This window comes from Pseudomonas sp. CFBP13509 (genome assembly GCF_005233485.1).
Classification (GTDB): domain Bacteria; phylum Pseudomonadota; class Gammaproteobacteria; order Pseudomonadales; family Pseudomonadaceae; genus Aquipseudomonas; species Aquipseudomonas marginalis.
In genome coordinates, this window is record NZ_QGAA01000004.1 from 189835 (window position 1) to 211060 (window position 21226).

Below are 21226 nucleotides of genomic sequence, written 5' to 3' on the forward strand. Positions count from 1 at the left end.
GCGTTTGCTGCTGAGAAGCGCGATGTTGAATGTTGAGTCACGCAGTGATTCTTGAAAGTCATCGTCATCTGCCGCGCCATTTTACTTCCTAAGAAACGCTCGACTGTTGGCTCATTTCCCAAGTGGAAATGAGCCAACGTGACCTTATGGAGAGCGCTGTTTCTGTGGTCTGGATCGTGTGCATTTTGCGACTGAATAGTCACCAATAATTAGGAAGGAGCGAGGGGAGCAAGGAGAACAAAATTTCTCAGAAATGTACTTGAAATTTGAATTTGAATTAAGTAGATTCCAGATTGAGGCCCAACCAAAGAGAAGCAGAATGAGCATTGTCTAAAGGCATTTGATCGCAGATTCAAGCCAAGTCCCGCAGACAGATTTACGGGCAACTCATGTGCGTTTTGAAGTTCGTTGGTTCATCTCGTGGGGCAATCACGAGACGCCATCAGAATCAAAACCTGCAGGTTGATGTGCTCAGGGCTTGAAAGCAGGCATCCGGTTCGAGTGAGTCGTGGTTCTGTTTTTTTAGAACATCTATGAGGTGTCTCCGTTGCGATGTAGATAACCTAACAGCAGGTTAGGTCGCGTCAGAAAAAACTGTGTAGTACCAAAAATAAAAATAAAAAAGAGTGAATACATATGAAAAAAACAATACCTATTCCCAAGGTTGGTCGGCATTTGCTGTTGCTTGGGTTTATGAACCTTGTAGGCACCTCCGTCTCGGCTGCGCAATTCAGTGTTGGCGAGATAGAAGGTAACTTTGATTCGATATTGACATTGGGTGGAAGTTGGTCGCTACAAAACCCGGACGCTAATCTACTGAGAAATCGTGGTACCGACGATGGGCGGCGAAACTTCAAAAAAGGTGAAAACTTTTCTACGATCTTCAAGGGCATTCATGACCTGGAATTGAAATATGAAGGTGGTGGTGTGTTTGTTCGTGGCAAGTATTGGTACGACTTTAAACTCACCGACGACTCTCTACGCTATAAAGATATTAACAATAGTCACAGGGATACCGGTAGTCGGTCTTCCGGGGCTGAGGTGCTGGATGCTTTCATCTATCACAACTATCAAATAGGCGAACTGCCGGGCAGCGTGCGTCTTGGCAAGCAGGTTCTCAGTTGGGGGGAAGGTACCTTTATAACGGGCGGACTCAATGTTATTAACCCTGTCAACGTTGCCGCCATCCGACGTCCCGGCTCCGAGATCAAGGAAGGGTTGATACCCGTTAATCTGCTGTATGTTTCGCAAAATCTGACGGACGAAGTATCGCTTGATACGTTTTATCAGTTGCAGTGGGAAAAGACCGTCATTGACAACTGCGCTACCTTCTTTTCGCAAGTGGATGGGCTTGCCCATGGATGCAATGGTCAACCGGTAGGTCCTGATCTCACAACGAATGCGGCAGCGCGAGCGGCGTTGATACCGCTGGGCATCGATCTGTCCTCTGAGGGTATTATCGTGCCGCGTTCTGATGATAAAGAACCTAAAAACAGCGGCCAGTGGGGGACCGCGCTGCGTTGGCTGGTTCCGGAGATAAACAGTGAATTTGCTGGCTACTTCATAAACTATCACAGCCGGCAGTCCTATTTGGGTGTGACCAGTGGACCGCACGCAACAGATTCGGGGTTTGCTGGTGCACTTTGCGGAAATCTTGGAATCCCAGCCGGGGGTTGTAATAATTTCCTGTCCAGTGCTGCGGGTGGTTCGCTTGTTCAAGCGTATCGACTAGGCAGCAGCAAGTACTTTGTTGAGTATCCGGAAAATATTCAGCTTTATGGGATCAGCTTTAATACAAGCCTCCCTTCCGGTACGAGTTTGGCAGGTGAGCTCAGCTATCGACCTAATATGCCTTTGCAAGTCAACGCCGTGGATCTCATCTTGGCTCCCACGGGTGTTGCGACCGCAAGCCCGCTGATTTCCTCCGGTGACGTGGCAATAGCCAACAATCAAGATTTGAAAGGCTACCGACGTAAGGAGGTCACCCAAGCTCAGCTGACAGCAACGCACTTCTTCGATCAGTTCATGGGCGCAGAGCGTCTTTCTCTCATTGGCGAAGTTGGCGTCACACACATTGGCGGGCTAGGCGGAAAAGGTGGTTTGCGTTACGGGCGAAGCAGTGCATTTGGACAAGGTGAATTATTCCCGAATAATTCAGTCTGCATCGCGCAAACTAATAGCACCACGCCCTACAACTGCACAAGTGATGGGTTCGCCACCAGTACATCCTGGGGGTACAGGGCGCGCGCCATATGGGAATACACGAATGTAATTCCAGGTGTCGAGCTGCGGCCCAGCGTTGCATGGTCCCACGATGTCAGTGGTTATGGTCCAGAACCGGGCTTTAACGAGGGTTCAAAAGCGATCAGTATCGCTCTTGATACCTCCTACCTGAACACCTACTCAGCGAATATTTCTTATACAAACTACTTCGGTGGTGATTACAACATAAACATTGATCGCGACTTCCTGGCTGTTAACGTCGGTGTCTCTTTTTAGAGGGAGTAATTCAACGTGAAAAAATCAACAATAATTTTAGTGGCGGCCGCATCACTTTCCACTCAGATGAGTGTGGCTGCGGTTTCTCCTGATGAAGCCAAGCAACTAACTACCACGCTCACGCCCGTCGGTGCGGAAAGGGCGGGTAATGCACAGGGAAGCATACCGAAGTGGACGGGAGGGCTTGATAAGTCTGCTGGCACGCCAAACCCTATAAATGGTGCACTTAGCGACCCATTTGAAGCTGAAAAACCGCTATTTGTCATCGACTCGCAGAACGTTGGCAACTACGCTGACAAGCTTTCACCGGGCCAGATGGCGATGTTCAAGCGTTATCCGGACACTTATCGGCTGCGTGTGTTTCCCACGCATCGTACTGCTGCGTTGCCAGATAAAATCTATGAAGTTGTAAGCCGGAACGCAGTGAATACTCGATTGGTCACTGGCGGGAACGGACTTGAAAACTTCGATACTGCGATCCCGTTCCCCATTCCTAAGAGTGGACTTGAGGTGGTTTGGAACCACATCACTCGTTATCGTGGAGGAAGTTATCGTCGCACCTATGTGCAGGCGACGCCATTGGCGGATGGAGTCTTCGTCCCAGTGTATTTTACTCAGCAGTTGACCTTTCGCGATCATATGAAAAACTTTGATCCGAATAACCCTGGAAACATACTGTTCTACTATAAACAACTGATTACAGCGCCGGCGCGGTTAGCGGGTGATGTTGTGCTTGTTCACGAACCCTTGGATCAAGTTAAAGAGCCGCGTTCAGCGTGGATTTACAGCGCAGGCCAGCGACGGGTCAGACGCGCTCCCCAGATTGCTTATGACGGCCCATACCCCGCGTCCGAGGGACAGCGTACAGGTGATAATCTCGATATGTACAATGGCGCCCCCGATCGATATGACTGGACGTTAGTGGGCAAAAAAGAAGTCTACATTCCTTACAATAACTACATGCTTGAGTCGCCCACCTTGACTTACAGCGATATCGTCAAGCCAGGTCACATTAACAGCGATTTGCTTCGTTATGAGCTGCACCGTGTCTGGGTCGTAGAGGCTAACTTAAAGCCAGGTGAACGCCATATATTTTCAAAGCGCGTCATGTACATCGATGAAGATACCTGGCAAATCGTGCTGGCCGATCAGTACGACTCAAGAAATACGTTGTGGCGTGTAGCGGAAGGGTACATGACACAACGCTATGACCAGCAGATTCCATGGTTGGGTCAGGAGGCAATCTATGACCTGTCCAATGGAAGATACATCATTTCGGGTATGCGCAACGAAGAGAAAAAGCCTATTGAATTTAACTTTTTTTCCTCTGCTGCCGACTATACGCCCACGGCATTGCGCAACGACGGCGTGCGTTAAATCTGGAGGGGCAAGTCATGTTAGGTTACCAATAATTTGGCGACGTTTTCGACCGCCGCATAAATGATAACTTCCGTCATACAGTGTTCTTAAACCATTTTTACATGTAAAACACTTGATGCAGGCTTAAGTCGAGGAATGATTTGTCTATGGGCTTTTCTGCACCCTTCGGCATTTTTCAATGCCGAGAAATCGAAGGTTTAAGTGCATTTACGTAAGTCTGTTTTTATGGTTCGCCGCATACTTCATTCATTCAAGCAATATCGATACTATTTATTCTCACCCACCCAAAATAGATTGAAGGTTCTAATGGAAAAAAAATCAGGAAATCGGGTTCTTGCAGAGTCACTCAAAGCCTACGGAGTTGACCATTTTTTCAACGTGCCCATGATTATTCCGCCAGGAATAAAGGAAATGACCGCTATCGGTATAAAGTCTATCGTCACCCATTCGGAGAAGGCTGCGGTCTATATGGCCGATGGCTACGCGCGTGAATCCGGCCGTGTTGGCGTGTGCGGATCGCAAGCTATCGGCGCAACTAACCTCGCAGCCGGGTTGCTGGATGCGGTTATGGCAAAGTCTCCGATTCTTGCCATCTCGGGAGGTAGTACGCCTGATACTCGCGAGCGCAATTTTTATCAGGAGCACGACCAGCGCTCAATTTTTGCTGGTTTGACGAAGTTCAGCGCTAGAGTTGAAAAGGCGCAGCGGTTACCGGATCTGCTTCAGCAAGCTTTCCGTGTGGCCACCACTGGCTCGCCAGGGCCGGTGCACCTGGAACTGGATGGGTTCTGGGGAGGGGTACTGCTGGAAGAGTTCGAGAGTGTCATGCGGCCTGACCCGCGCTATGGTTCGTCCCCGGCAATGCGCCCAACCTCAGCCCCCGAAGACATTCGCACCACCGTAACAGCACTTCGGGAAGCTAAGCGCCCGATCATTATGGTCGGCTCTGGCATCCGTGCCTCGCGTGCGCAATCAGCGGTTCTGGACTTTGCGCATTTCTCAAGAATTCCCGTCGCAACGTCTCTTGATGCGAAGGCGGTCGTTCCCGAAAGTGATGGGCTTTGTGTCGGTGTCGTAGGGGACTATTCGCGCGACACCGCAAACATTGCAGTCTCCGAAGCCGACTTTGTGCTTTTCATTGGTTCGAGTACGGGCAGTATGGCCACCCGTTTGTGGACGGTTCCTACACCTGGCGTGAAGGCAGTGCAGATTGACATCGATCCGCGTGAGCTTGGTCGTAACTACCCTTTGTTAGTAGGGTTGCTGGGAGATCCGGTTGCCGTCTTAGAACAACTCAGCGCAGAGCTGGCTGGGCCTGTTGGTACTCCTCAGTGGCTTGAGCGAATTGCAGCGTTACGCAAGCAATGGGCTGGGATGGCTGCCGAATATGAAACTTCGGATATATCCCCCATCCGGCCAGAACGGCTTTGCAGGATGTTGTCCGACTTGCTTCCCGAAGGTGCGCTTGTGGCAGTTGACACTGGGCATTCTGCAGGCTGGGCCGCTCGTAATATCTACTTGGATCGCCCTGGTCAATCACTTATCCGCGCTGCCGGTTCGCTTGGCTGGTCGTTCCCAGCGTCGCTGGGTGCGAAATGCGCTAACCCTGATCGGCCGGTTGTTTGTTTCACGGGCGATGGCGCGTTCTTCTACCACATGGCTGAAATGGAGACAGCCGTTCGTTACGGCATCAATACCGTGACGGTTGTAAACAATAATCACGGCTTCAACCAAGAACGTGTTCTATGGGACGACAGTGCCGCACTGGAAAAGAATTGGAAGTTCGGTCCTACGGATTTCGCCTCTATCGCCGAGGCATTTGGCGTGAAGGCCTACCGGGTCGAAAAGACTTCTGATTTTGAAGCTGCTTTCAAGGATGCGCTGTCATGTGGTCGTCCCGCATTGATAGACGTATATACCGACCCGACCGCTCTTGTTCCTATTCCCTGGACTCAAAATCGTTAATAGATAGATGCCTTGTTGCATTTTCGGTCGGTAGGTTAAAAAGCCAGCCACACACACACATCAGCAAATGTGCACGGAAATCAACAGTACTTATATGCAATATGCCCTGATTGCCCCGGGGACCATTTTGGCCATTAGATAATCCCGAAGGAAAAAATATGAACAACGAGAACCCTTCCCAGACCGCAGCAGATGTGTCACATGACGAGTTCACTGTCCGCCGCGTTGTGACTGGACACGATAAGAATGGCAAGTCTGTTGTTTTGGCAGACGGGGCCCCTCCCAATGTATTCTCGACGCCCGCACTGCCAGGTTACATTTCAATCGACACGTTCCGGACCTTCGAATCGCCTGCCGTCATTGCAGGACAGCCCGCTGAAACAACCGATGGGCCTCGACGTCAATTGCCGACGCCTAACGGCACGGTGATTCGCATCAGTCATGTGCCGCCTACCAACGAGGTTTTTAAGAAGCTGGATTCTGCCACCTCCAATAATGCGTTCCAGGCGCTGGGTAATGCAGGAGGCCACACGGGAAACGCGCAGTCCAAAAATGCTCTAATGCATCGCACGGAAACGATCGACTATGTTGTCGTACTTTCAGGTGAGCTTACGTTGGTGCTGGATGATTCAGAAGTTGTCTTGCGCACTGGCGACGTATTAGTGCAGTGCGGAACAAATCATGCTTGGGAAAACCGATCAAATGTCCCGGCGACTGTGGTGTTCGTTCTTTTGTCTGGAGTCTATGACCCAGAACTTACTCAGCTCCTGTCTAGCGTGCCTTGAATCAGATGATACTCAGGAGGGGCATACCCTCTGGTTGGAGTGCTATTGAGTACGTAGCGTATGAGGTATGAGTCGAATAACGCTAGCCAGTAACTCAGCTCAATCGAGCCGGCTGTTGCTCAGGTTAATTTCTTAGGGGCAGAAGAAACTTCTGCTCAGGTCACGGGAGGCCCTAATGGTTAGCCATTACCTGAAACACTATACGATGTGCGAAGTTGCATCTTTCGATCCAAATACATTTTTGGAGAACATCGCTGTCCGCGTCGATGGATCAATGCTGGTAACTGTGGTATTTCACCGGGCGCTCTGGTTGGTTCCAGCGGTTGGCAGCCCGCAAGCTGGTAAACCGCAATTACTTCACACTTTTGATTGCCCCGCGATGGGGATTGTAGAAATGGAGCGCGACGTCTTTTATGTATGCTCCTCCGCCCCAGGTAAAGGGATGTTGTATCGAGTTGATCTGCGTGCGTGGTCGTCTGGCGATACTTTGCAACCTGAGCTTGTGGCTACATTCCCGGCGCCAATCGGTATGTTGAATGGCAGCTGTAAGGCCAGTGAGGGTGTGATATTAATTGCCGATTGCTTTGCCGGTCTGATCTGGCGGGTGAACGTTAACCCAGATGGCAGAGTATCAGCCCCCAGCGTCTGGCTTGCACACCCAACCATGGAGCATCAACCATTAGGCCCGTTTCCTCAGCAACCCGGAGTAAACGGCGTGAAGTTTGCTGCGACCACCGGTTGGTTGTACTACACCTCGACGGCACAAGGACTCTTTATGCGCGTGGCTGTCGATCCGAACACCTTCAACGCTATCGGTGTCCCCGAGCAAGTTGCCTGCGGAATGATGGGCGATGATTTTTGCCTAGATGAAGCGGCAGGTTTCGCCTACGTGACTACCCATCGGGAAAATACGATTGACCTGATATCGCTGACGCCGGGGGAAAACGATGGAAATCGACGTAGCATCGTCGGGAATCCGTACGACGAGCGTATGACCGGTCCCTCTGCGATCGCATGGGGGCGAGGTTCGGAGGAGACGGGCGTAGTCGCTTATATAACAACAGACGGTGGTGTCATGTCGCTTAAGCCGGGTAACGTCCTCAAGCCTGCCAAAGTGTTGCGTGTTGAATTTTCTGAATTGGAATCAGAGTAGACCCGGATGGGGGGCAGCCACCGGCGTTGAGTGGGTGGCTGCCCGGCCAAACGCTATAAATAGTATGGAACGTGCAGATTACATCAGGTGGGGCGTCAAACGCGGTCAAGGTTAAAACTCTCAGTGTTCAGATTCCAAATATAATAAGAGGAACTTCACATGTCATTCGATTCCGGCAATCATTCAGGCAGTGCCCTGTCTGAAGCAAACGCGACGCTTGATGATAGTGTGCAGAAGGCAAGTGTGGGGGTATACCCATGGTTTGTCATCGGCGTTTTAATCTTTGCCTTGACGTTATCGTTTATTGATCGTCAGATTCTCAGCTTGCTGGTCGGACCGATAAAAAGCGAACTGCAGATCAACGACACCCAAATGAGCATGCTGCAGGGATTTGCGTTTGCAATATTTTATGTGTTGCTGGCTATCCCGGTTGGACGGGCAGCAGACCACTATAATCGTAGGAATATCATTGCCATAGGCATTGGGGTCTGGAGTTTTTTCACTGCATTGTGCGGTTTCGCGAAAAATTTTGGGATCATGTTTTTGGCTCGAGTCGGTGTGGGGGCAGGGGAGAGCTCACTCATGCCAGCTAGTTACTCCTTGATTGCTGACTACTTTCCTAAAGAGCGCGTTTCCACGGCTATCAGTATTTTTCAAACCGGGGTATCACTGGGGGTCGGCCTTGCCATGTTGTTTGGCGGGATGGTGGTTAACTACACAGAGAGTTTCAAAGAGGTCACGTTACCCTTAGTGGGCACTGTGTCTTCATGGCGGTTGACTTTTGTCATTGTGTCCATCCCCGGAATTCTAGCAATCATAGCCTTGATGTTTGTTAAAGAGCCTAAAAGGAAAAGTCTCGAGGCACATCACAAGACGCACTTCACGATTGCCGAAGTGTTAGCGTATATGTTCCAAAGAAAAAGACTCATCCTGTCCCATTTTTTGGGTTTTTCATTACTGGCCACTGTCAGCTCAGGGTTGATGGCCTGGAGTCCTACCTATTTTGTTCGTAGCTTTGGATGGTCTGCCGGGGACGCAGGCGTTTATCTGGGGCTGGTGGCGCTTTTTATCGGAACCACGGCAATTATTGCCGGCGGTGCCTTGGTCGATAAACTATTCAAGGCGGGCTATCGGGATGCCCCCCTGCGGATCGGTATCTTTACCGCAATCGGAATGGCCATTTTTGGTTCGGCTCTGGCGTTCTGCAACAGTGCAGGCATTGCGCAGATTGTCATGTTACCGCTGATGTTTTGCTCTTTCAGTTTTCTCGGTGTTGCTCCGGCCGCTCTGCAACTGGTCCTGCCGAATAATCTCAGGGCCCAGGTGTCGGCAATTTACATGCTGACTGCCAATTTGGTAGGCCTTGGTCTAGGGCCAACGGTCATAGCGATAGTAACCGACTATGGATACCGTAATGAGGCGATGTTGAAATACTCTCTAGCGACCACTATTCCAATTGTTGCGCTACTGGCAGCTATTGTTTTGCTCAGTGGATTCAAGGCGTATCGGGCGGAGCATCTTGTCCAGAATCCGTAATGGTTGACGATTTGAGTTGTCGACTGCCGTGATAGACCGTCCCATTGTGCTGTGCAACTGGTCTTTTAGCTGTATCGGAGTCAGCCTGTTTTTTGCTGATACCAGAGGGTGTGTCCGGCCGCCTTGTCAGCGCCAAGGCGGACCGCCTTTTAATTCAATCGCCGCGCAATACGCCATGCGCGTGGGCTGAGTCCATTAATTTTCTTGAACATTGTTGCAAAGTGGTTGGGCTGTTCGAAGCCGCATTGCATCCCGACTTCGATCACTGGCAAATCGGTATTTTCGAGCAAGTTTCTCGCCCGGTCTATCCGTAAATCCAAGAGGTAGCCATGAGGTGGTTTCCCCACAACGGCCCGGAAAGTCCGCGCAAACTGCGACGGACTCAGCCCTGACAAATCGGCGAGGCTCGATAAGGGGAGGGGTTCGTCCATGTGCGTTTGCATATGGTTAATCACGCACTGGAGTCTTCCTTTGCTCAACGCAGGCTGAACAACTTCTTTCTCCCGCGACTGGCTGGAGTGGTTTTGCAGTAGATGAATGATTAGCGCCTTGGTCAAAGCATCCAGCATCAATTCGGTACCGGTCTCCGAATCATATGCCGCCGCCAATAAAAGTCTTCCGAGCCTTTCGACAACTTCGTCAGCCACTGCCAGGCGGGGCATGAGCGCCGCATGGCTGTCCAAGAGACCGCTTTCCCTCGCTGTTTGTCTTACCAGATGTTGAGGCAGATGGACCAGCAGCACTTCGGAGCTGCCTTTAAACCGGCGCGTCGTTTCAGTGCCTGCCGGAATCAGACTCATTTGCCCGCTTCCCGCCCACCTACGCGCTCCAGCGCCGTTCGCTTGGTCCTCTTCTACCAACACATGACCAGAAAGCACCACGATCAGCAGGTGATCTCGCAAAGGCGACACCGTGACGCGCTCTGGCGCCGGTGAGTTTCGGAAGAGCTGAACCGTTGCACGTCCATGGCCTGCGCCACCTACGCAAAGCAGCGGAGCACTGGGTAGCAGATGAGTCAATGTAGAGGGGGTCGTCTCGCTTTGGGGTGACATATTCCACCGCCTGATATTAATGAGTGACGTGATGGGCATGCACGAAAGCCTGCGATGTCCCATGCGTCTTTAGAAGACCGTTAACAACGGTTCAAATTGTAGTCCTTCGCTCGCGGTGTTTTCTATATTTTTCAATGCTGGGAAATCGAAGGTCGCAGTGTGTTCTCGAAAGTTTACCCGTGTCGCCACGTTGAATAATCGGCAGATGCGGGCGTGATTGCCCACCAATGCTTGCCAGTGGCAAAAGACATGAGGTATCGGAAATGGCGACCCATCCAGAAGCAGTAAAGAAACTCATTGCGGCGGCCCATAAACTAAGGGAGTCACACTTCGGCACGTTCGGAAGATTCAAGGAGCACCGGCATGAAGAAATGTCCGGCGATGAAAAGAAGGCTTACGATCTTGTCAAAGGCACGCGAAGCATGGTTCCCGGCCCTTACAAGATTTGGGTGAGAAATCTGAAGTTGACAGAAGTCATGGTGCATATGGGCAGCCATTACCAAGCCCAACATACCTTGTCAAAAGCAGAGATCGAAATCGCGGTTCTTCTCACCGCAGGGCGGTGGATGGCTTCCTATGCCAGCTATGAGCACGAATGGATGGCCGAGGTCGTAGGTGGTTTACCGGCTGAAAAAGTGCAGGCCCTGGTTGCCGGGTTACCCACCTCATTTGAGGATGCGCGCCAGCAGGTCATCTATGACATGTCCTCCGCTCTGCTGGCGCCTCGCATCATTCCGGTAGGGTTATACCAAAGAGCGGTTGATGCGCTGGGGCATGATGGCCTCACCGATCTCATTGCCTTCATCGGGTACTTCACGACGGTGTCTCTGACGTTGCGGGCTTACGATGTTCCCGCTAACGCAGTGGGTTTGGATGACCAGTAATCCATCGTTTTCTTACTGATCCTTGGCCCAAAACACACGGCCATATCCAGAGTCAGCCGCAGTTTCGTATCCACACTTCAGAGCTGGAACCGAGGCTGCCAACAGTTATTCCAGACGCGCACAAGCCGGAAGGTGTTGACCCGTAAACCTATTGCGGGACAGTGCCGTCTTGTTAACAAAAACAGGAGTAAACACATGAAAACTATAGGGCACCTGATCAACGGCGAGATCGTCACCGATGCCGAGCGATTTCAGGACATTTTCAACCCGTCCACCGGAGAAGCGGATAAACAGGTCGGCCTCGCTTCCAGGCAAACCGTCGAGTCGGCTATCGCTGCTGCCGAAGCGGCTTTCCCGCAGTGGCGCAATACTCCGCCGATTAAGCGTGCCCGGATTATGTTTCGCTTCAAAGAGCTGTTGGAGCGAAACGCCGATCGTATTGTGCAAATGATCGGTGAGGAACACGGCAAGATAAGCCACGACGCGTTGGGTGAGCTGCAACGCGGCATTGAAAATGTGGAGTATGCCTGCGGCATAGCTGAACTGCTAAAAGGCGAGCACAGCAAAAACGTAGGGCCCAACATCGACTCGTGGAGTGAGTTTCACCCCCTCGGTGTCGTCGCAGGCATTACCCCGTTCAACTTTCCGGTAATGGTACCGCTGTGGATGTTCCCGATGGCTATCGCCTGCGGTAACTGCTTTATCTTGAAACCATCTGAGCGCGATCCTGGCTCGACGCTATTCATCGCCCAATTGCTTCATGAGGCCGGACTGCCTAAGGGCGTCATGAATGTGGTCAACGGCGACAAAGTGGCGGTGGACACCCTACTTAATGATGCGCGTGTTCAGGCCGTCAGTTTTGTGGGTTCCACCGCTGTGGCCGAATATATCTACACAACAGCCAATGCCAATGGCAAACGCTGTCAGGCCCTGGGTGGCGCGAAAAACCACGCCATAGTGATGCCTGACGCGGATATCGATAACGCTGTCAATCAGTTGCTGGGTGCGGCTTTTGGTTCCTCCGGCGAACGCTGTATGGCGCTGTCGGTAGCTATTGCGGTCGGGGAGGGCGTCGGCGATGCTTTAGTCGAGAAAATGCGGGTCGCCATGCAAAAGCTGAAGGTGGGAGCCTACAGTGATAGCAGCAATGACTTCGGTCCATTGATCACCAGGCAGCATCAGGAAAAAGTCATTGGCTATATCAACAGCGCAGAGGCTCAGGGTGCCAGCGTTGTTGTCGATGGCCGCAATCCAAAGGTGGCTGGCTACGAAAGCGGTTTTTTCGTCGGCGGTACGCTGATCGACGGCGTCACGCCTGCGATGCTCAGCTACAGAGAAGAAATTTTTGGCCCTGTCCTGCAAATCGTGCGGGTGAGCAGCATGCGCGAAGCAATGGACCTGATCGATGCTCACGAGTACGGCAATGGCACCTGCATTTTCACCCGAGACGGTGAGGCGGCTCGATACTTCTCTGACAACATCAAGGTGGGTATGGTCGGCATTAATGTGCCACTTCCCGTGCCAGTGGCCTATCACAGCTTCGGCGGCTGGAAGCGTTCGTTGTTCGGCGATCTGCATGCCTATGGTCCGGACGCCGTGCGCTTTTACACCAGACGCAAGACGGTCACCCAGCGTTGGCCCTCCATCCGCGTGCGCGAAGGCGTGGAGTTCGCGATGCCAACGATGAAGTGAGGACAGTTGGCTGACGGTGAGTCGTTGCGTAGGAGTGGGAACTAATGCGCAGCGACAGCGGATAATGGGCTGCGCTGCACAGGTCTCTGCTAAATCTTCTGATTGGAGGCCGGATGCAATTTTTCATCAAACTGGTTGAGTGATACGAATCTAAGGGGTTTTAGTGTGTCCAGGGAGCATAAGTGCTGTCTGTATTGCGCTAGCAGTTGGGTACGTGCCTCCTGGGGTATATAGGGTACGTGATAAGCCACGAACGGGGGCAGAACAGTCATTCCTGTGTAAGCCAGTGTGCCGCGTAAGAGGGGGCGGAGCATTTCATTGAGGTCTCCATGTACACCCTCTGCGTCGAACATGTGAGGTTGGCCGCCAAGGGTGATGCTAAGCATGGCCTTCTTGCCTACCAGACCGCCATGGTCGTAAAAGCGTTTGCCGCCGTAACAGACACCTGAAATCAGTACTCGATCTATCCAGCCTTTCATGATTGCTGGCATCGAGAACCAATAGATGGGGAAGTTGAAAACCACCAGGTCCGCTTTCAGTAATTTGTCCAGTTCGCCCTGAATATCGGGGGCTAGAGAGCTATGTGCGTGGTTGTGTCGTTGCTCCAGGGCATAGGTCAGGTACTCGGGATTGGCGCGACTGCCAAAATCAGCGGCACTGGCGACTGGATTCCATTTCATTGCATAGAGGTCAGAAGTTTCGACTGAGTGCCCTTGAGCGCGTAACTCATCGATTGCGAGATCTTTCATGGCCGCGTTGAACGACTGAGGTTCGTTATGTGCATGGATAATGAGGACGTGCATCCAATGATTTCCCCCGTGATCGAAGTGGTTAAGTCAATGAGTCGGCCGTGTCGTTAAACGCTCGTACGTGCAGGTACACAGTTCCTGTCCTGGTCAATACCCTGATGCGTTTCGGCTATTTCGCAATCGTGATAAATCGCCTCGACGAAATAACGGCGTCAGTGTGAATCGCAATGTAGCGAGAACTTTAGAGAACCGTAGCGAATGCCGTAATAGGCAAAAACGACGAAAACTATGCGAATGCCGCCATACCCAACTTTTAAGGTGCCGCCATGCCTGCCGTTGCAATTTTAGGATTTGACGACTCCTACGCTTCCGTTATTGGAGGATTTGCTGACATGCTTCAGGTCGCAAATGCGCACATATCCAGGCAAGGGGACGCGTCAGCCGGGTTGTTTGAATGGCATTTCTTATCCCATAACGGGCTGCCTGTGCGGGCGAGCAATGGACTTGAGTTGGCCATGCAGCCCCTTCCGAAAAACCGGTATTTCGATCTGATCTTTATCCCGGCTCTGCGTTATCGGGGTTGGCTGCATTTTCAGAAGTTTCTGGAGCGTCAGGCAGTCCTGCGTGCCTGGCTGGTTCAGCAATGGCAACATGGTGCATGGCTTTGCGCGAATTGCACGGGCACCTTTCTGCTTGCTGATACAGGTTTGCTCGACAATAAAGTAGCGACGACCACTTGGTGGCTGGAAGGGCATTTTCGTGAGCGCTTCTCGCTGGTCGATCTACAAATGCGTCCGGTGGTGACCGAGGTTGATCGTTTGGTGTGTGGCGGTGCGCATGCCGCATTTTTGTTGCAAGCCGTTCACATGCTCGAAAAATTTGCGGGAAGGCCTATTGCAATGCAGTGTGCTCGCAGCATGTTGATTGATTTGACCCAAACGATACAGATGCCGCGGCAACTCCTGATCGCCGACCAGGCACACAGTGACGCTTTGATTCACCGTGCTCAGAAGTGGTTGCAGGATCATTTTGCGGAGAAGGTGCGCATGGCTTACCTGGCACGGAGGTTGGCAGTCAGCGAGCGCACCTTGACACGTCGCTTCAATAGGGTGCTTAAGCAGTCACCGCTAACCTACCTTCAGAACTTGCGCATTGACACGGCGAGGGCATTACTGGAAGCCGGTGATCTGAGCACCGAGCGAATCGCTCACTATGTGGGTTATAGCGATATTAGTTCGTTTTCACGCCTGTTTCGCGAGCGCGTTGGATTTGCTCCGGGGGCCTACCGAGCCCAATTTCAGTTGTCGAAGTCGAACTAAAGTGTCGTCCGTTTCGACCTGACAGCCTCTGCGGACGTCTGGACGGCACAGCAACATCGGCCTGCGTGCATATATCGTGGTCGAGCCTCGGGCTACCCTTGTGCCACGCTCGACTGATGCGTATGCTTTTCGAGCAATTCAATTTACCTACCGCCAGTTTTGTAGAAAACCGTGGAACTACCCAAGGCTCCGATGGCCAGTCTTCGCCGACCTCTCTCTTCTGAACGAAATAGCTGCCCTCCCCGAGTAGAGCGCGGCTCACGCTCCGATGGTACGACTACACGCATCCATATCCTTGAGACTGCGGGCGAGCTGTTTGCCGATGGGGGTTATAGTCGCACCACGGTCAAGGAAATCTGTGTTCGCGCTAACACGAATGCTGCTGCCGTTAACTACCACTTCGGCGGACGGGACGGGCTTTACGAGGCTGTGTTGATAGAGGCACACAGCCGTATGGTCAGTCTGGAGGAGTTGCATAGCATACTGGGTGACGGCACACCGCCAGATGCACAGTTTGAGAGATTATTGCGTACATTGCTCGGTCCCTATCCGGAATCCCGGAAAGGTTGGGCTATGCGGGTTCTAATCAAAGAAGTCATGGCTCCGACCGAACACATCCCGGTGTTGTTACGTGAGGCCATCCTGCCGAAAATGCAAATACTGTTCTCTATCGTGGCACGTGTACTTGGATTGCCTGTAAACCATCCGGGCGTTCAGCGCGGGGTCCTTTTCGCAGTGGTCCCCTGCATGGTGCTCATTGTTTCGCCACCGCCTATTCGCGACATTGTGTTTCCTGACATCAATGCGGATCTTACCGGCACGATCAATGAACTCACCAGCTATGCGCTTGCCGGTTTGAAAGCGCTCCGATTGCTGCACTCACCAGAGTCAATATCCCTCTGACCCCGACAGCGACCAAATAGGCGTGACTGTATTCACTCTGCTCGAGTCTGTAAGTCCGGCCTGTTGGGGGCAGGCGAAGAAGGGGTTCTTGCGTTGACCTGTCGTTTGAACATTGATGTTCCCTGGCATTGTTGAGCCGTAAGCGTCCGAGCTACACCGCCTTACAACTCAAACCTTAATCCGTTTCAACCACTGGTTCACGCGCTCGCACTCAAATGCCGCAGGATCAAAAACATCGCCATGCCATTCAACCATGGCGTCATGCTCTGGATGATTGGGGTTGCCCATCGCCTCCAGAAACTCCTCGTAACCAGGCCCGCCACCCACGTCTTCCGGTGGGCAAGCATTGGCGCCGTCGATGCAATACGGCACCTGAGGACAGGCAATAGCGGGTAGCGTTTTTTCGACCTTGATACTGTGATGCCAACTGTCACCAAAGTCGTAGAGATAATTAAATGTCCGCTTTCCGTTCAGCGCCTTGATCAGCGTTTTACGGGCTTCCGGGTTTACCGTCGGCCCCCAGCCATCAGGGTCGGGCATGCCGTAATTCTCACCGGCAATTTCAAACTCATGCAGATGGCTATCACTCCAGCCCATCACGACCTGGATGACATGGTGCAATTTTCCCAAGGTGATGTTTTCAGGCACCGCGAACCGACGCCAAATCTTCGGAGTGATCCACTTCAGCTCGATGTGCAGCAGCAACAGGTCGGGCGCGGGTTTGGGTAAACGGACAGTTTTAACCATGAATCAGGCGGCCTCACAGTGTTCAGTGTGGTTCAAGGATATGTTCCAGGGCAGCAACTCGCTCACCCGATTGATCGGGTGCTCGGCAATGTGTTCAAGCACGGAGGTCAGATAGGCCTGTGGGTTTAACCCGTTTAGCTTGGCAGTACCCACCAGGCTGTAAATCGCTGCGGCTCGTTCTCCGCCGGCATCGGAACCGGCAAACAGGTAGTTTTTGCGGCCCAGCGCGACGGCGCGTAGCGCCCGTTCGGCAGCGTTGTTGTCGATTTCGATTCGGCCGTCATCGCAGTAGCGCATTAAGGCCTGCCACCGGTTGAGGGCATAGAGGATTGCACCGCCCAATGCCGACTTTTTCGACAATTGAGTCAGCGTCTGATTGAGCCATGCGTGCAGGTGTTCCAGCAGCGGACTGGCCCGGCTTTGCCGAATCGCTTTGCGTTGGTCGGGCGGTTGCCCTCGAATTTCGCTCTCGATGGCATACAGGGCCGCAATCCGTTGCAGCGCCTCGGCGGCAAGGGGTGAAGCCTGGTCTTTGTAGACATCGTAAAACTTGCGTCGGGCATGAGCCCAGCAGGCGGCTTCCTCAATAGTGCCTGTCGCATACAGTTGAGCAAAACCGGCGTAGCCGTCAGCCTGCAAGATCCCGCTGAAACTCTTGAGATGAGCGCGCGGATGTTGCCCCTTGCGATCCGGCGAGTAGGCAAACCAGACCGCCGCCGGTGTCGAGTCACCCGCAGGTCGGTCGTCGCGCACGTATGTCCACAGGCGAGCCGTTTTGGTCTTGCCGTTGCCCGGCGCGAGTACGCCAATCGGCGTGTCGTCGGCATGGACTTTGTGACCGCTCATGACGTGGTGCTCAAGCGCGTTGACCAGTGGCCTGAGCAATTGGCTGCTCTGGCCCACCCAGTCGGCCAGGGTTGAGCGCTCCAGTTCCACGCCCTCACGGGCGTAGATTTCGGACTGCCGATACAGTGGCAAATGGTCAACAAACTTGGAGACCAGCACGTGGGCCAGTAGCCCAGGGCCTGCAAGGCCTCGGGCTATCGGGCGACTCGGTGCCGGCACCTGAGCGATGTGCTCGCAGCAGCGGCAAACCAGCTTCGGGCGAACATGGCGGATCACTTTGAAACGTGCCGGAACGTACTCCAGGACTTCGGACACATCCTCACCCAAATGGCGAAGCTTCCCACCGCAGCCGGTGCATTGCGACTCAGGCTGATGGACGTAAGTTTCGCGAGGCAGGTGTTCAGGTAACGGCTTGCGCCGAGAGACAGGGCGAGGTGGCGGTTCGGTTGGCGGCGTCAGTTCAGTCTGGCTGACTTGCAACTCTTCAAGACTCAGTTGGAGCTGATCGATCATCGCGTCCAGTTGTTCGGAGCTGCGACCGAACTGCATACGACGCAGCTTGGCGATCATCATTTTCAACCGTTCAATCTCTGCCCGTTGGGCAGAGACCAGAGCCTTCAAGGCTTGAAGATCGTTAGGCAAGGAGTCGGTCGCAAGAGTCATGACCGAATGTTACTTGGGATTTTTTCAGCGTGGCAAGTCAGACCGCGAGGACGGGTGCTGTACGAATTGGCCTGCGCCAATCAATGCCTTCCAACAGCATCGACAACTGCGCGGTCGTCAGCGACACGCTGCCGCTGGTTGCTTGCGGCCAGACAAAGCGTCCCTGTTCAAGTCGCTTGCAGAACAGGCACAAACCGTCGCCATCCCACCACAACAACTTGATCCGGTCACCGCGCCGTCCGCGAAAGGCGAAGATCTGACCGGAGAACGGGTCGGCTTCCAGCTGTGTCTGCACCAGTGCCGCTAAACCATCGAAGCCACGACGCATGTCGGTGACGCCTGCGGCGATCCAGATACGGGTTCCAGCGGGCGGGGCAATCATCGCAATAACTGCTGCAAGACGAATTGCAGCGTCTGCGGATCGGGTGCGCCCGTGATACGCAGCTTGGCTTTTCCGACCTCAACTGCGATCTCGGAATGACACTCCGCCTGTGGCTGGACGACCTGTGGCAGATCGATTGGCGCCTCGATCATCTGAACGGGCAAGAGCGTTACACCCTGGCTAACCGGGCCGAATAACCCCTCCTGGTACTGTTGCCGCCAGCGAAATACCAGGTTGGCATTGACGTCATGTTCGCGAGCGATCAACGACACGGAGGCGCCGGGCTGGAAGGTGGCTTCGACGACTCGGCGTTTAAAGTCGAGCGGGAAGTTGGGGCGGCGACCGGTTCGACGGGCTGGGGCAACTGTATCCAAGATAGTGTCCACTAAAAATGGTGTCCACTATCTTGGCTAATTTGGAGGGTTGTCAGGAGAGGGTGCAGGGCGGACGGTTACGTTGAGCCTGGCTTCTGCGATGTTACAGAAGCCTTGTTCTATACTGGGAGCCTCATGTGACACCGTCAATCAGCGGGTTTGGCTGGAGGGATAGGGCGAGCGCACATGAATGCCCGATCCGAAGTCGATGGTGGCAGAAGTACCCACGGACACTGAGGATTCCAAGCGTAAACGCCAGCCGAACCGCTCGCATATTCGTTGGGTCAGAAACAGTCCCAGGCCTGCACCACCAGGTCGTTTTCCGGGTTGTTTCAATGACTCGGTGAAGCGATGCGCGGCCTGAGTTGTATCGAAGCCGGAGCCGGAGTCACGGATGCACAATTTTCCATCAGTAATGGATACATGGATCTCGCCTTCGTGGGTATGTTCGGCTGCGTTTCTGAGCAGGTTCCCGGCAGCGATGCGAACCATGGATTCTGGAGCCTGTAACGTTATGGACTCAAGGGCGTCGAGCACGTAGCGCACGGGTTTTCCGGCAAGCAGATAGCTGTGGTCGTGTACAAGGTCCGGGAGAAGTCCGTGCAGCAGAGTGACCTGCCTACGCTCTTCCGGACTCGGCTCGCGGGACAAGTACAGAAGCGCGTCCATAATCTGAGTAAGCGTTTCTACCGCCTCGTCGATACGATACAGCGGCCGCTGAGCGTGCTGGGGCAATTGTTGCGCGTGAAGTACGTCAGCAGCACCGGAGATGATTGCCAGTGGGGTACGGAACTCGTGGCTGGCTTGGTCCAATAGGCTGCGCTCACGTTCAATCGCAAGCTCTACACGCTCAAGGTGTTCATTTGCTTCCTGAGCGATGGTATTAAGTTCGCTTTTACGATAATGCGTGGGTAGCCGCTGAGAGGGTTTTAATGGGTCAAGTTCGCGCATCCGCCGTGCCAGATCTTTTATGGGGCGAGCCAGGTTCAGATGGAGCCACCAAATCACCAGGCCAATCATTATCAGATTTAGCAGTAGAAACACTACGCTGAGTTGGACACTCCCATTCTGTTCGTTCTCAAGTTCGGTCAAATCGACCACCATAATCAATCTGCCCTGCGGCACAGGCGTCACTAAGGCTGCGTAATCGCGGGGACGGGTTGTGTCGTCCGGTGCGTCGGCGAAGGGCCCCCATCTTGGTATGAGAATTGATAAGAACGATGCGAATGGCGAGGCGTTTGTGAGGTCATCCAATTCGCTTTCTCCGTGAAACCCGGGTGTTAGCGTGGCCAGTAAAGCAGGCATGTCGGGAGGAGCGGCCACATCATCGGGGAGTAGCCATCCCTTCACCGGGCCTTTGGTGGGAAGTGTCCCACCAAGATCGGTCTTGGGCGATTGCAGGATACTCTGAGTGCTCGACTCGAGGACTTGTCGCCAGATCGGGTGCTCAATCAACCCTTGACTCAAGTTACCTTGAACCACCAGTGCGAGCGCGAGCATTGCACCAAACATCACAAAGCTGACGTTGATCAGCCACTGCACACTGCGCAAGCGCCAGGGAAACTTCATTGGGACGCTCTGCCGAGGCGATAACCCACACCGGTAACGGTATGCAGCAGCTTATCATCTCCATTTTGGTCGATAGCGCGTCGTAGCAAATGCATATATGAGCGCAGTAAATCACCCTCGGGGACATTTTCACCCCAAATCAGGTCCTCGATTCGATCGCGACGCACAGTCTTGGGAGACTCCCGCATTAATAGCTCCAGGATGTTTCTTAATGTCCCGGAGAGCGTGAGAAGGCGTGGGCCCCTGGCCACCTCCAGACTATCGAGGTTGTAGCTCAGGTCATGTACACATAGCGTACGCCCGGCCGGTGCATTGGCCTGTGCGCGACGGACCAGCACGCGTAAGCGGATCTCGAGCTCGGGCAAGGCAATAGGCTTGACCAGGTAATCATCAGCTCCATTCTCGAAGCTCAACATCTTGCCTTCAAGTTGATTCTTGGCTGTGAGCATGATGATGGGGGTTAAGCACCCATGCTCTTCACGAAGTTTGCGCAGGACACTGATGCCATCCATTCTAGGTAGCATCCAGTCCAGGATGATTGCGTCGTAATGATTCCGAATGGCGAGGTTTAATCCCGAGTTGCCGTCCGGTGCAGCATCCGGGATGTGTCCACAAGCTTCCAGATAGTCGAATATGTTGGCGGCCAGCGAGTGGTTGTCCTCAATAATGAGTATCTGGAGGGGGGCAGAATGAGTCGAGTTAGTGTTCACTGACAAGCAGATCCATAG

At 53.2% G+C, this 21226-nt stretch carries 17 protein-coding genes and 1 pseudogene; 10 read left to right on the forward strand and 8 right to left on the reverse strand.

The features are described 5' to 3' along the window. Positions 1-636 precede the first annotated feature (636 nt). The 6 genes from PspCFBP13509_RS08760 (at position 637) to PspCFBP13509_RS08785 (ending at position 9318) form a co-directional block, all read left to right on the forward strand. Positions 637-2499 carry a DUF1302 domain-containing protein gene (locus tag PspCFBP13509_RS08760; protein ID WP_137211872.1) on the forward strand — a complete coding sequence of 621 codons (1863 nt, stop codon included), beginning with the start codon at positions 637-639 and terminating at the stop codon, positions 2497-2499. 15 nt (positions 2500-2514) lie between these two features. Continuing rightward, entirely contained in the window at positions 2515-3876 is a 1362-nt protein-coding gene (locus PspCFBP13509_RS08765; RefSeq protein WP_445261754.1) for a DUF1329 domain-containing protein, read from the forward strand. A gap of 204 nt (positions 3877-4080) precedes the next feature. Then, entirely contained in the window at positions 4081-5844 is a 1764-nt protein-coding gene (locus PspCFBP13509_RS08770) for a thiamine pyrophosphate-binding protein (RefSeq protein WP_137211873.1), read from the forward strand. Between the two features lie 158 nt (positions 5845-6002). Beyond that, positions 6003-6629, forward strand: a complete 627-nt coding sequence (locus PspCFBP13509_RS08775) for a cupin domain-containing protein (protein ID WP_137211874.1) — start codon at positions 6003-6005, stop codon at positions 6627-6629. Between the two features lie 175 nt (positions 6630-6804). Beyond that, entirely contained in the window at positions 6805-7782 is a 978-nt protein-coding gene (locus PspCFBP13509_RS08780; protein ID WP_137211875.1) for a hypothetical protein, read from the forward strand. 159 nt (positions 7783-7941) lie between these two features. Then, a complete protein-coding gene (locus PspCFBP13509_RS08785; RefSeq protein ID WP_137211876.1) occupies positions 7942-9318 on the forward strand; it encodes a spinster family MFS transporter in 1377 nt (458 codons plus the stop codon). A gap of 149 nt (positions 9319-9467) precedes the next feature. Here the strand turns inward: PspCFBP13509_RS08785 and PspCFBP13509_RS08790 are convergent, their stop codons facing one another. After that, positions 9468-10433 carry an AraC family transcriptional regulator gene (locus PspCFBP13509_RS08790; RefSeq protein ID WP_137211877.1) on the reverse strand — a complete coding sequence of 322 codons (966 nt, stop codon included), beginning with the start codon at positions 10431-10433 and terminating at the stop codon, positions 9468-9470. Positions 10434-10633: 200 nt separating this feature from the next. On the opposite strand from PspCFBP13509_RS08790, the gene PspCFBP13509_RS08795 reads away from it, so the two are divergent. Continuing rightward, positions 10634-11254 (forward strand): carboxymuconolactone decarboxylase, encoded by a 621-nt coding sequence (locus PspCFBP13509_RS08795; protein WP_137211878.1) that lies wholly within the window; start codon positions 10634-10636, stop codon positions 11252-11254. A gap of 195 nt (positions 11255-11449) precedes the next feature. Continuing rightward, positions 11450-12946, forward strand: coding sequence for a CoA-acylating methylmalonate-semialdehyde dehydrogenase (locus PspCFBP13509_RS08800; protein WP_137211879.1), 1497 nt, complete (start codon positions 11450-11452; stop codon positions 12944-12946). Between the two features lie 89 nt (positions 12947-13035). Here PspCFBP13509_RS08800 and PspCFBP13509_RS08805 read toward each other — a convergent pair whose 3' ends face one another. Beyond that, positions 13036-13749 carry an NAD(P)H-dependent oxidoreductase gene (locus PspCFBP13509_RS08805; protein ID WP_137211880.1) on the reverse strand — a complete coding sequence of 238 codons (714 nt, stop codon included), beginning with the start codon at positions 13747-13749 and terminating at the stop codon, positions 13036-13038. Positions 13750-14021: 272 nt separating this feature from the next. Here PspCFBP13509_RS08805 and PspCFBP13509_RS08810 point away from each other — a divergent pair, with 272 nt between their 5' ends. Together PspCFBP13509_RS08810 and PspCFBP13509_RS08815 are read left to right on the forward strand one after the other, a co-directional pair. After that, positions 14022-15014 carry a GlxA family transcriptional regulator gene (locus PspCFBP13509_RS08810; protein WP_137211881.1) on the forward strand — a complete coding sequence of 331 codons (993 nt, stop codon included), beginning with the start codon at positions 14022-14024 and terminating at the stop codon, positions 15012-15014. Between the two features lie 171 nt (positions 15015-15185). Continuing rightward, a complete protein-coding gene (locus PspCFBP13509_RS08815; protein WP_137211882.1) occupies positions 15186-15917 on the forward strand; it encodes a TetR/AcrR family transcriptional regulator in 732 nt (243 codons plus the stop codon). Between the two features lie 168 nt (positions 15918-16085). Here PspCFBP13509_RS08815 and PspCFBP13509_RS08820 read toward each other — a convergent pair whose 3' ends face one another. The 6 genes and pseudogenes from PspCFBP13509_RS08820 to PspCFBP13509_RS08845 form a co-directional block, all read right to left on the reverse strand. Beyond that, positions 16086-16664: a plasmid pRiA4b ORF-3 family protein gene (locus PspCFBP13509_RS08820; protein WP_137211883.1), complete on the reverse strand. Its 579-nt coding sequence runs from the start codon at positions 16662-16664 to the stop codon at positions 16086-16088. A 3-nt stretch (positions 16665-16667) separates the two neighbouring features. Beyond that, entirely contained in the window at positions 16668-18173 is a 1506-nt protein-coding gene (gene tnpC, locus PspCFBP13509_RS08825) for an IS66 family transposase (protein WP_137211884.1), read from the reverse strand. 37 nt (positions 18174-18210) lie between these two features. Then, positions 18211-18555, reverse strand: a complete 345-nt coding sequence (gene tnpB, locus PspCFBP13509_RS08830; protein WP_029571618.1) for an IS66 family insertion sequence element accessory protein TnpB — start codon at positions 18553-18555, stop codon at positions 18211-18213. Continuing rightward, positions 18552-18848 (reverse strand): annotated as a pseudogene (locus PspCFBP13509_RS32105) (transposase); the annotation flags it as partial. The pseudogene PspCFBP13509_RS32105 and the gene tnpB, both read right to left, overlap by 4 nt. 231 nt (positions 18849-19079) lie before the next feature. Then, positions 19080-20498 (reverse strand): sensor histidine kinase, encoded by a 1419-nt coding sequence (locus tag PspCFBP13509_RS31695; RefSeq protein ID WP_137211886.1) that lies wholly within the window; start codon positions 20496-20498, stop codon positions 19080-19082. Next, complete coding sequence (locus PspCFBP13509_RS08845; protein ID WP_199275493.1) at positions 20495-21208, reverse strand: response regulator transcription factor; 714 nt, start codon at positions 21206-21208, stop codon at positions 20495-20497. Before PspCFBP13509_RS08845 ends, PspCFBP13509_RS31695 begins: the two co-directional genes overlap by 4 nt. Positions 21209-21226 lie beyond the last annotated feature (18 nt).

Bases quoted from the DNA above. Each gene is read 5' to 3' on its own strand.
- PspCFBP13509_RS08785 (WP_137211876.1), top strand. From the start codon at position 7,942: ATGTCATTCGATTCCGGCAATCATTCAGGCAGTGCCCTGTCTGAAGCA.
- PspCFBP13509_RS08805 (WP_137211880.1), bottom strand. From the start codon at position 13,749: ATGCACGTCCTCATTATCCATGCACATAACGAACCTCAGTCGTTCAAC.
- PspCFBP13509_RS08790 (WP_137211877.1), bottom strand. From the start codon at position 10,433: ATGGGACATCGCAGGCTTTCGTGCATGCCCATCACGTCACTCATTAAT.
- PspCFBP13509_RS08760 (WP_137211872.1), top strand. From the start codon at position 637: ATGAAAAAAACAATACCTATTCCCAAGGTTGGTCGGCATTTGCTGTTG.
- PspCFBP13509_RS08780 (WP_137211875.1), top strand. From the start codon at position 6,805: ATGGTTAGCCATTACCTGAAACACTATACGATGTGCGAAGTTGCATCT.
- tnpB (WP_029571618.1), bottom strand. From the start codon at position 18,555: ATGATTGCCCCGCCCGCTGGAACCCGTATCTGGATCGCCGCAGGCGTC.
- tnpC (WP_137211884.1), bottom strand. From the start codon at position 18,173: ATGACTCTTGCGACCGACTCCTTGCCTAACGATCTTCAAGCCTTGAAG.
- PspCFBP13509_RS31695 (WP_137211886.1), bottom strand. From the start codon at position 20,498: ATGAAGTTTCCCTGGCGCTTGCGCAGTGTGCAGTGGCTGATCAACGTC.
- PspCFBP13509_RS08810 (WP_137211881.1), top strand. From the start codon at position 14,022: ATGCCTGCCGTTGCAATTTTAGGATTTGACGACTCCTACGCTTCCGTT.
- PspCFBP13509_RS08775 (WP_137211874.1), top strand. From the start codon at position 6,003: ATGAACAACGAGAACCCTTCCCAGACCGCAGCAGATGTGTCACATGAC.
- PspCFBP13509_RS08795 (WP_137211878.1), top strand. From the start codon at position 10,634: ATGGCGACCCATCCAGAAGCAGTAAAGAAACTCATTGCGGCGGCCCAT.
- PspCFBP13509_RS08800 (WP_137211879.1), top strand. From the start codon at position 11,450: ATGAAAACTATAGGGCACCTGATCAACGGCGAGATCGTCACCGATGCC.
- PspCFBP13509_RS08820 (WP_137211883.1), bottom strand. From the start codon at position 16,664: ATGGTTAAAACTGTCCGTTTACCCAAACCCGCGCCCGACCTGTTGCTG.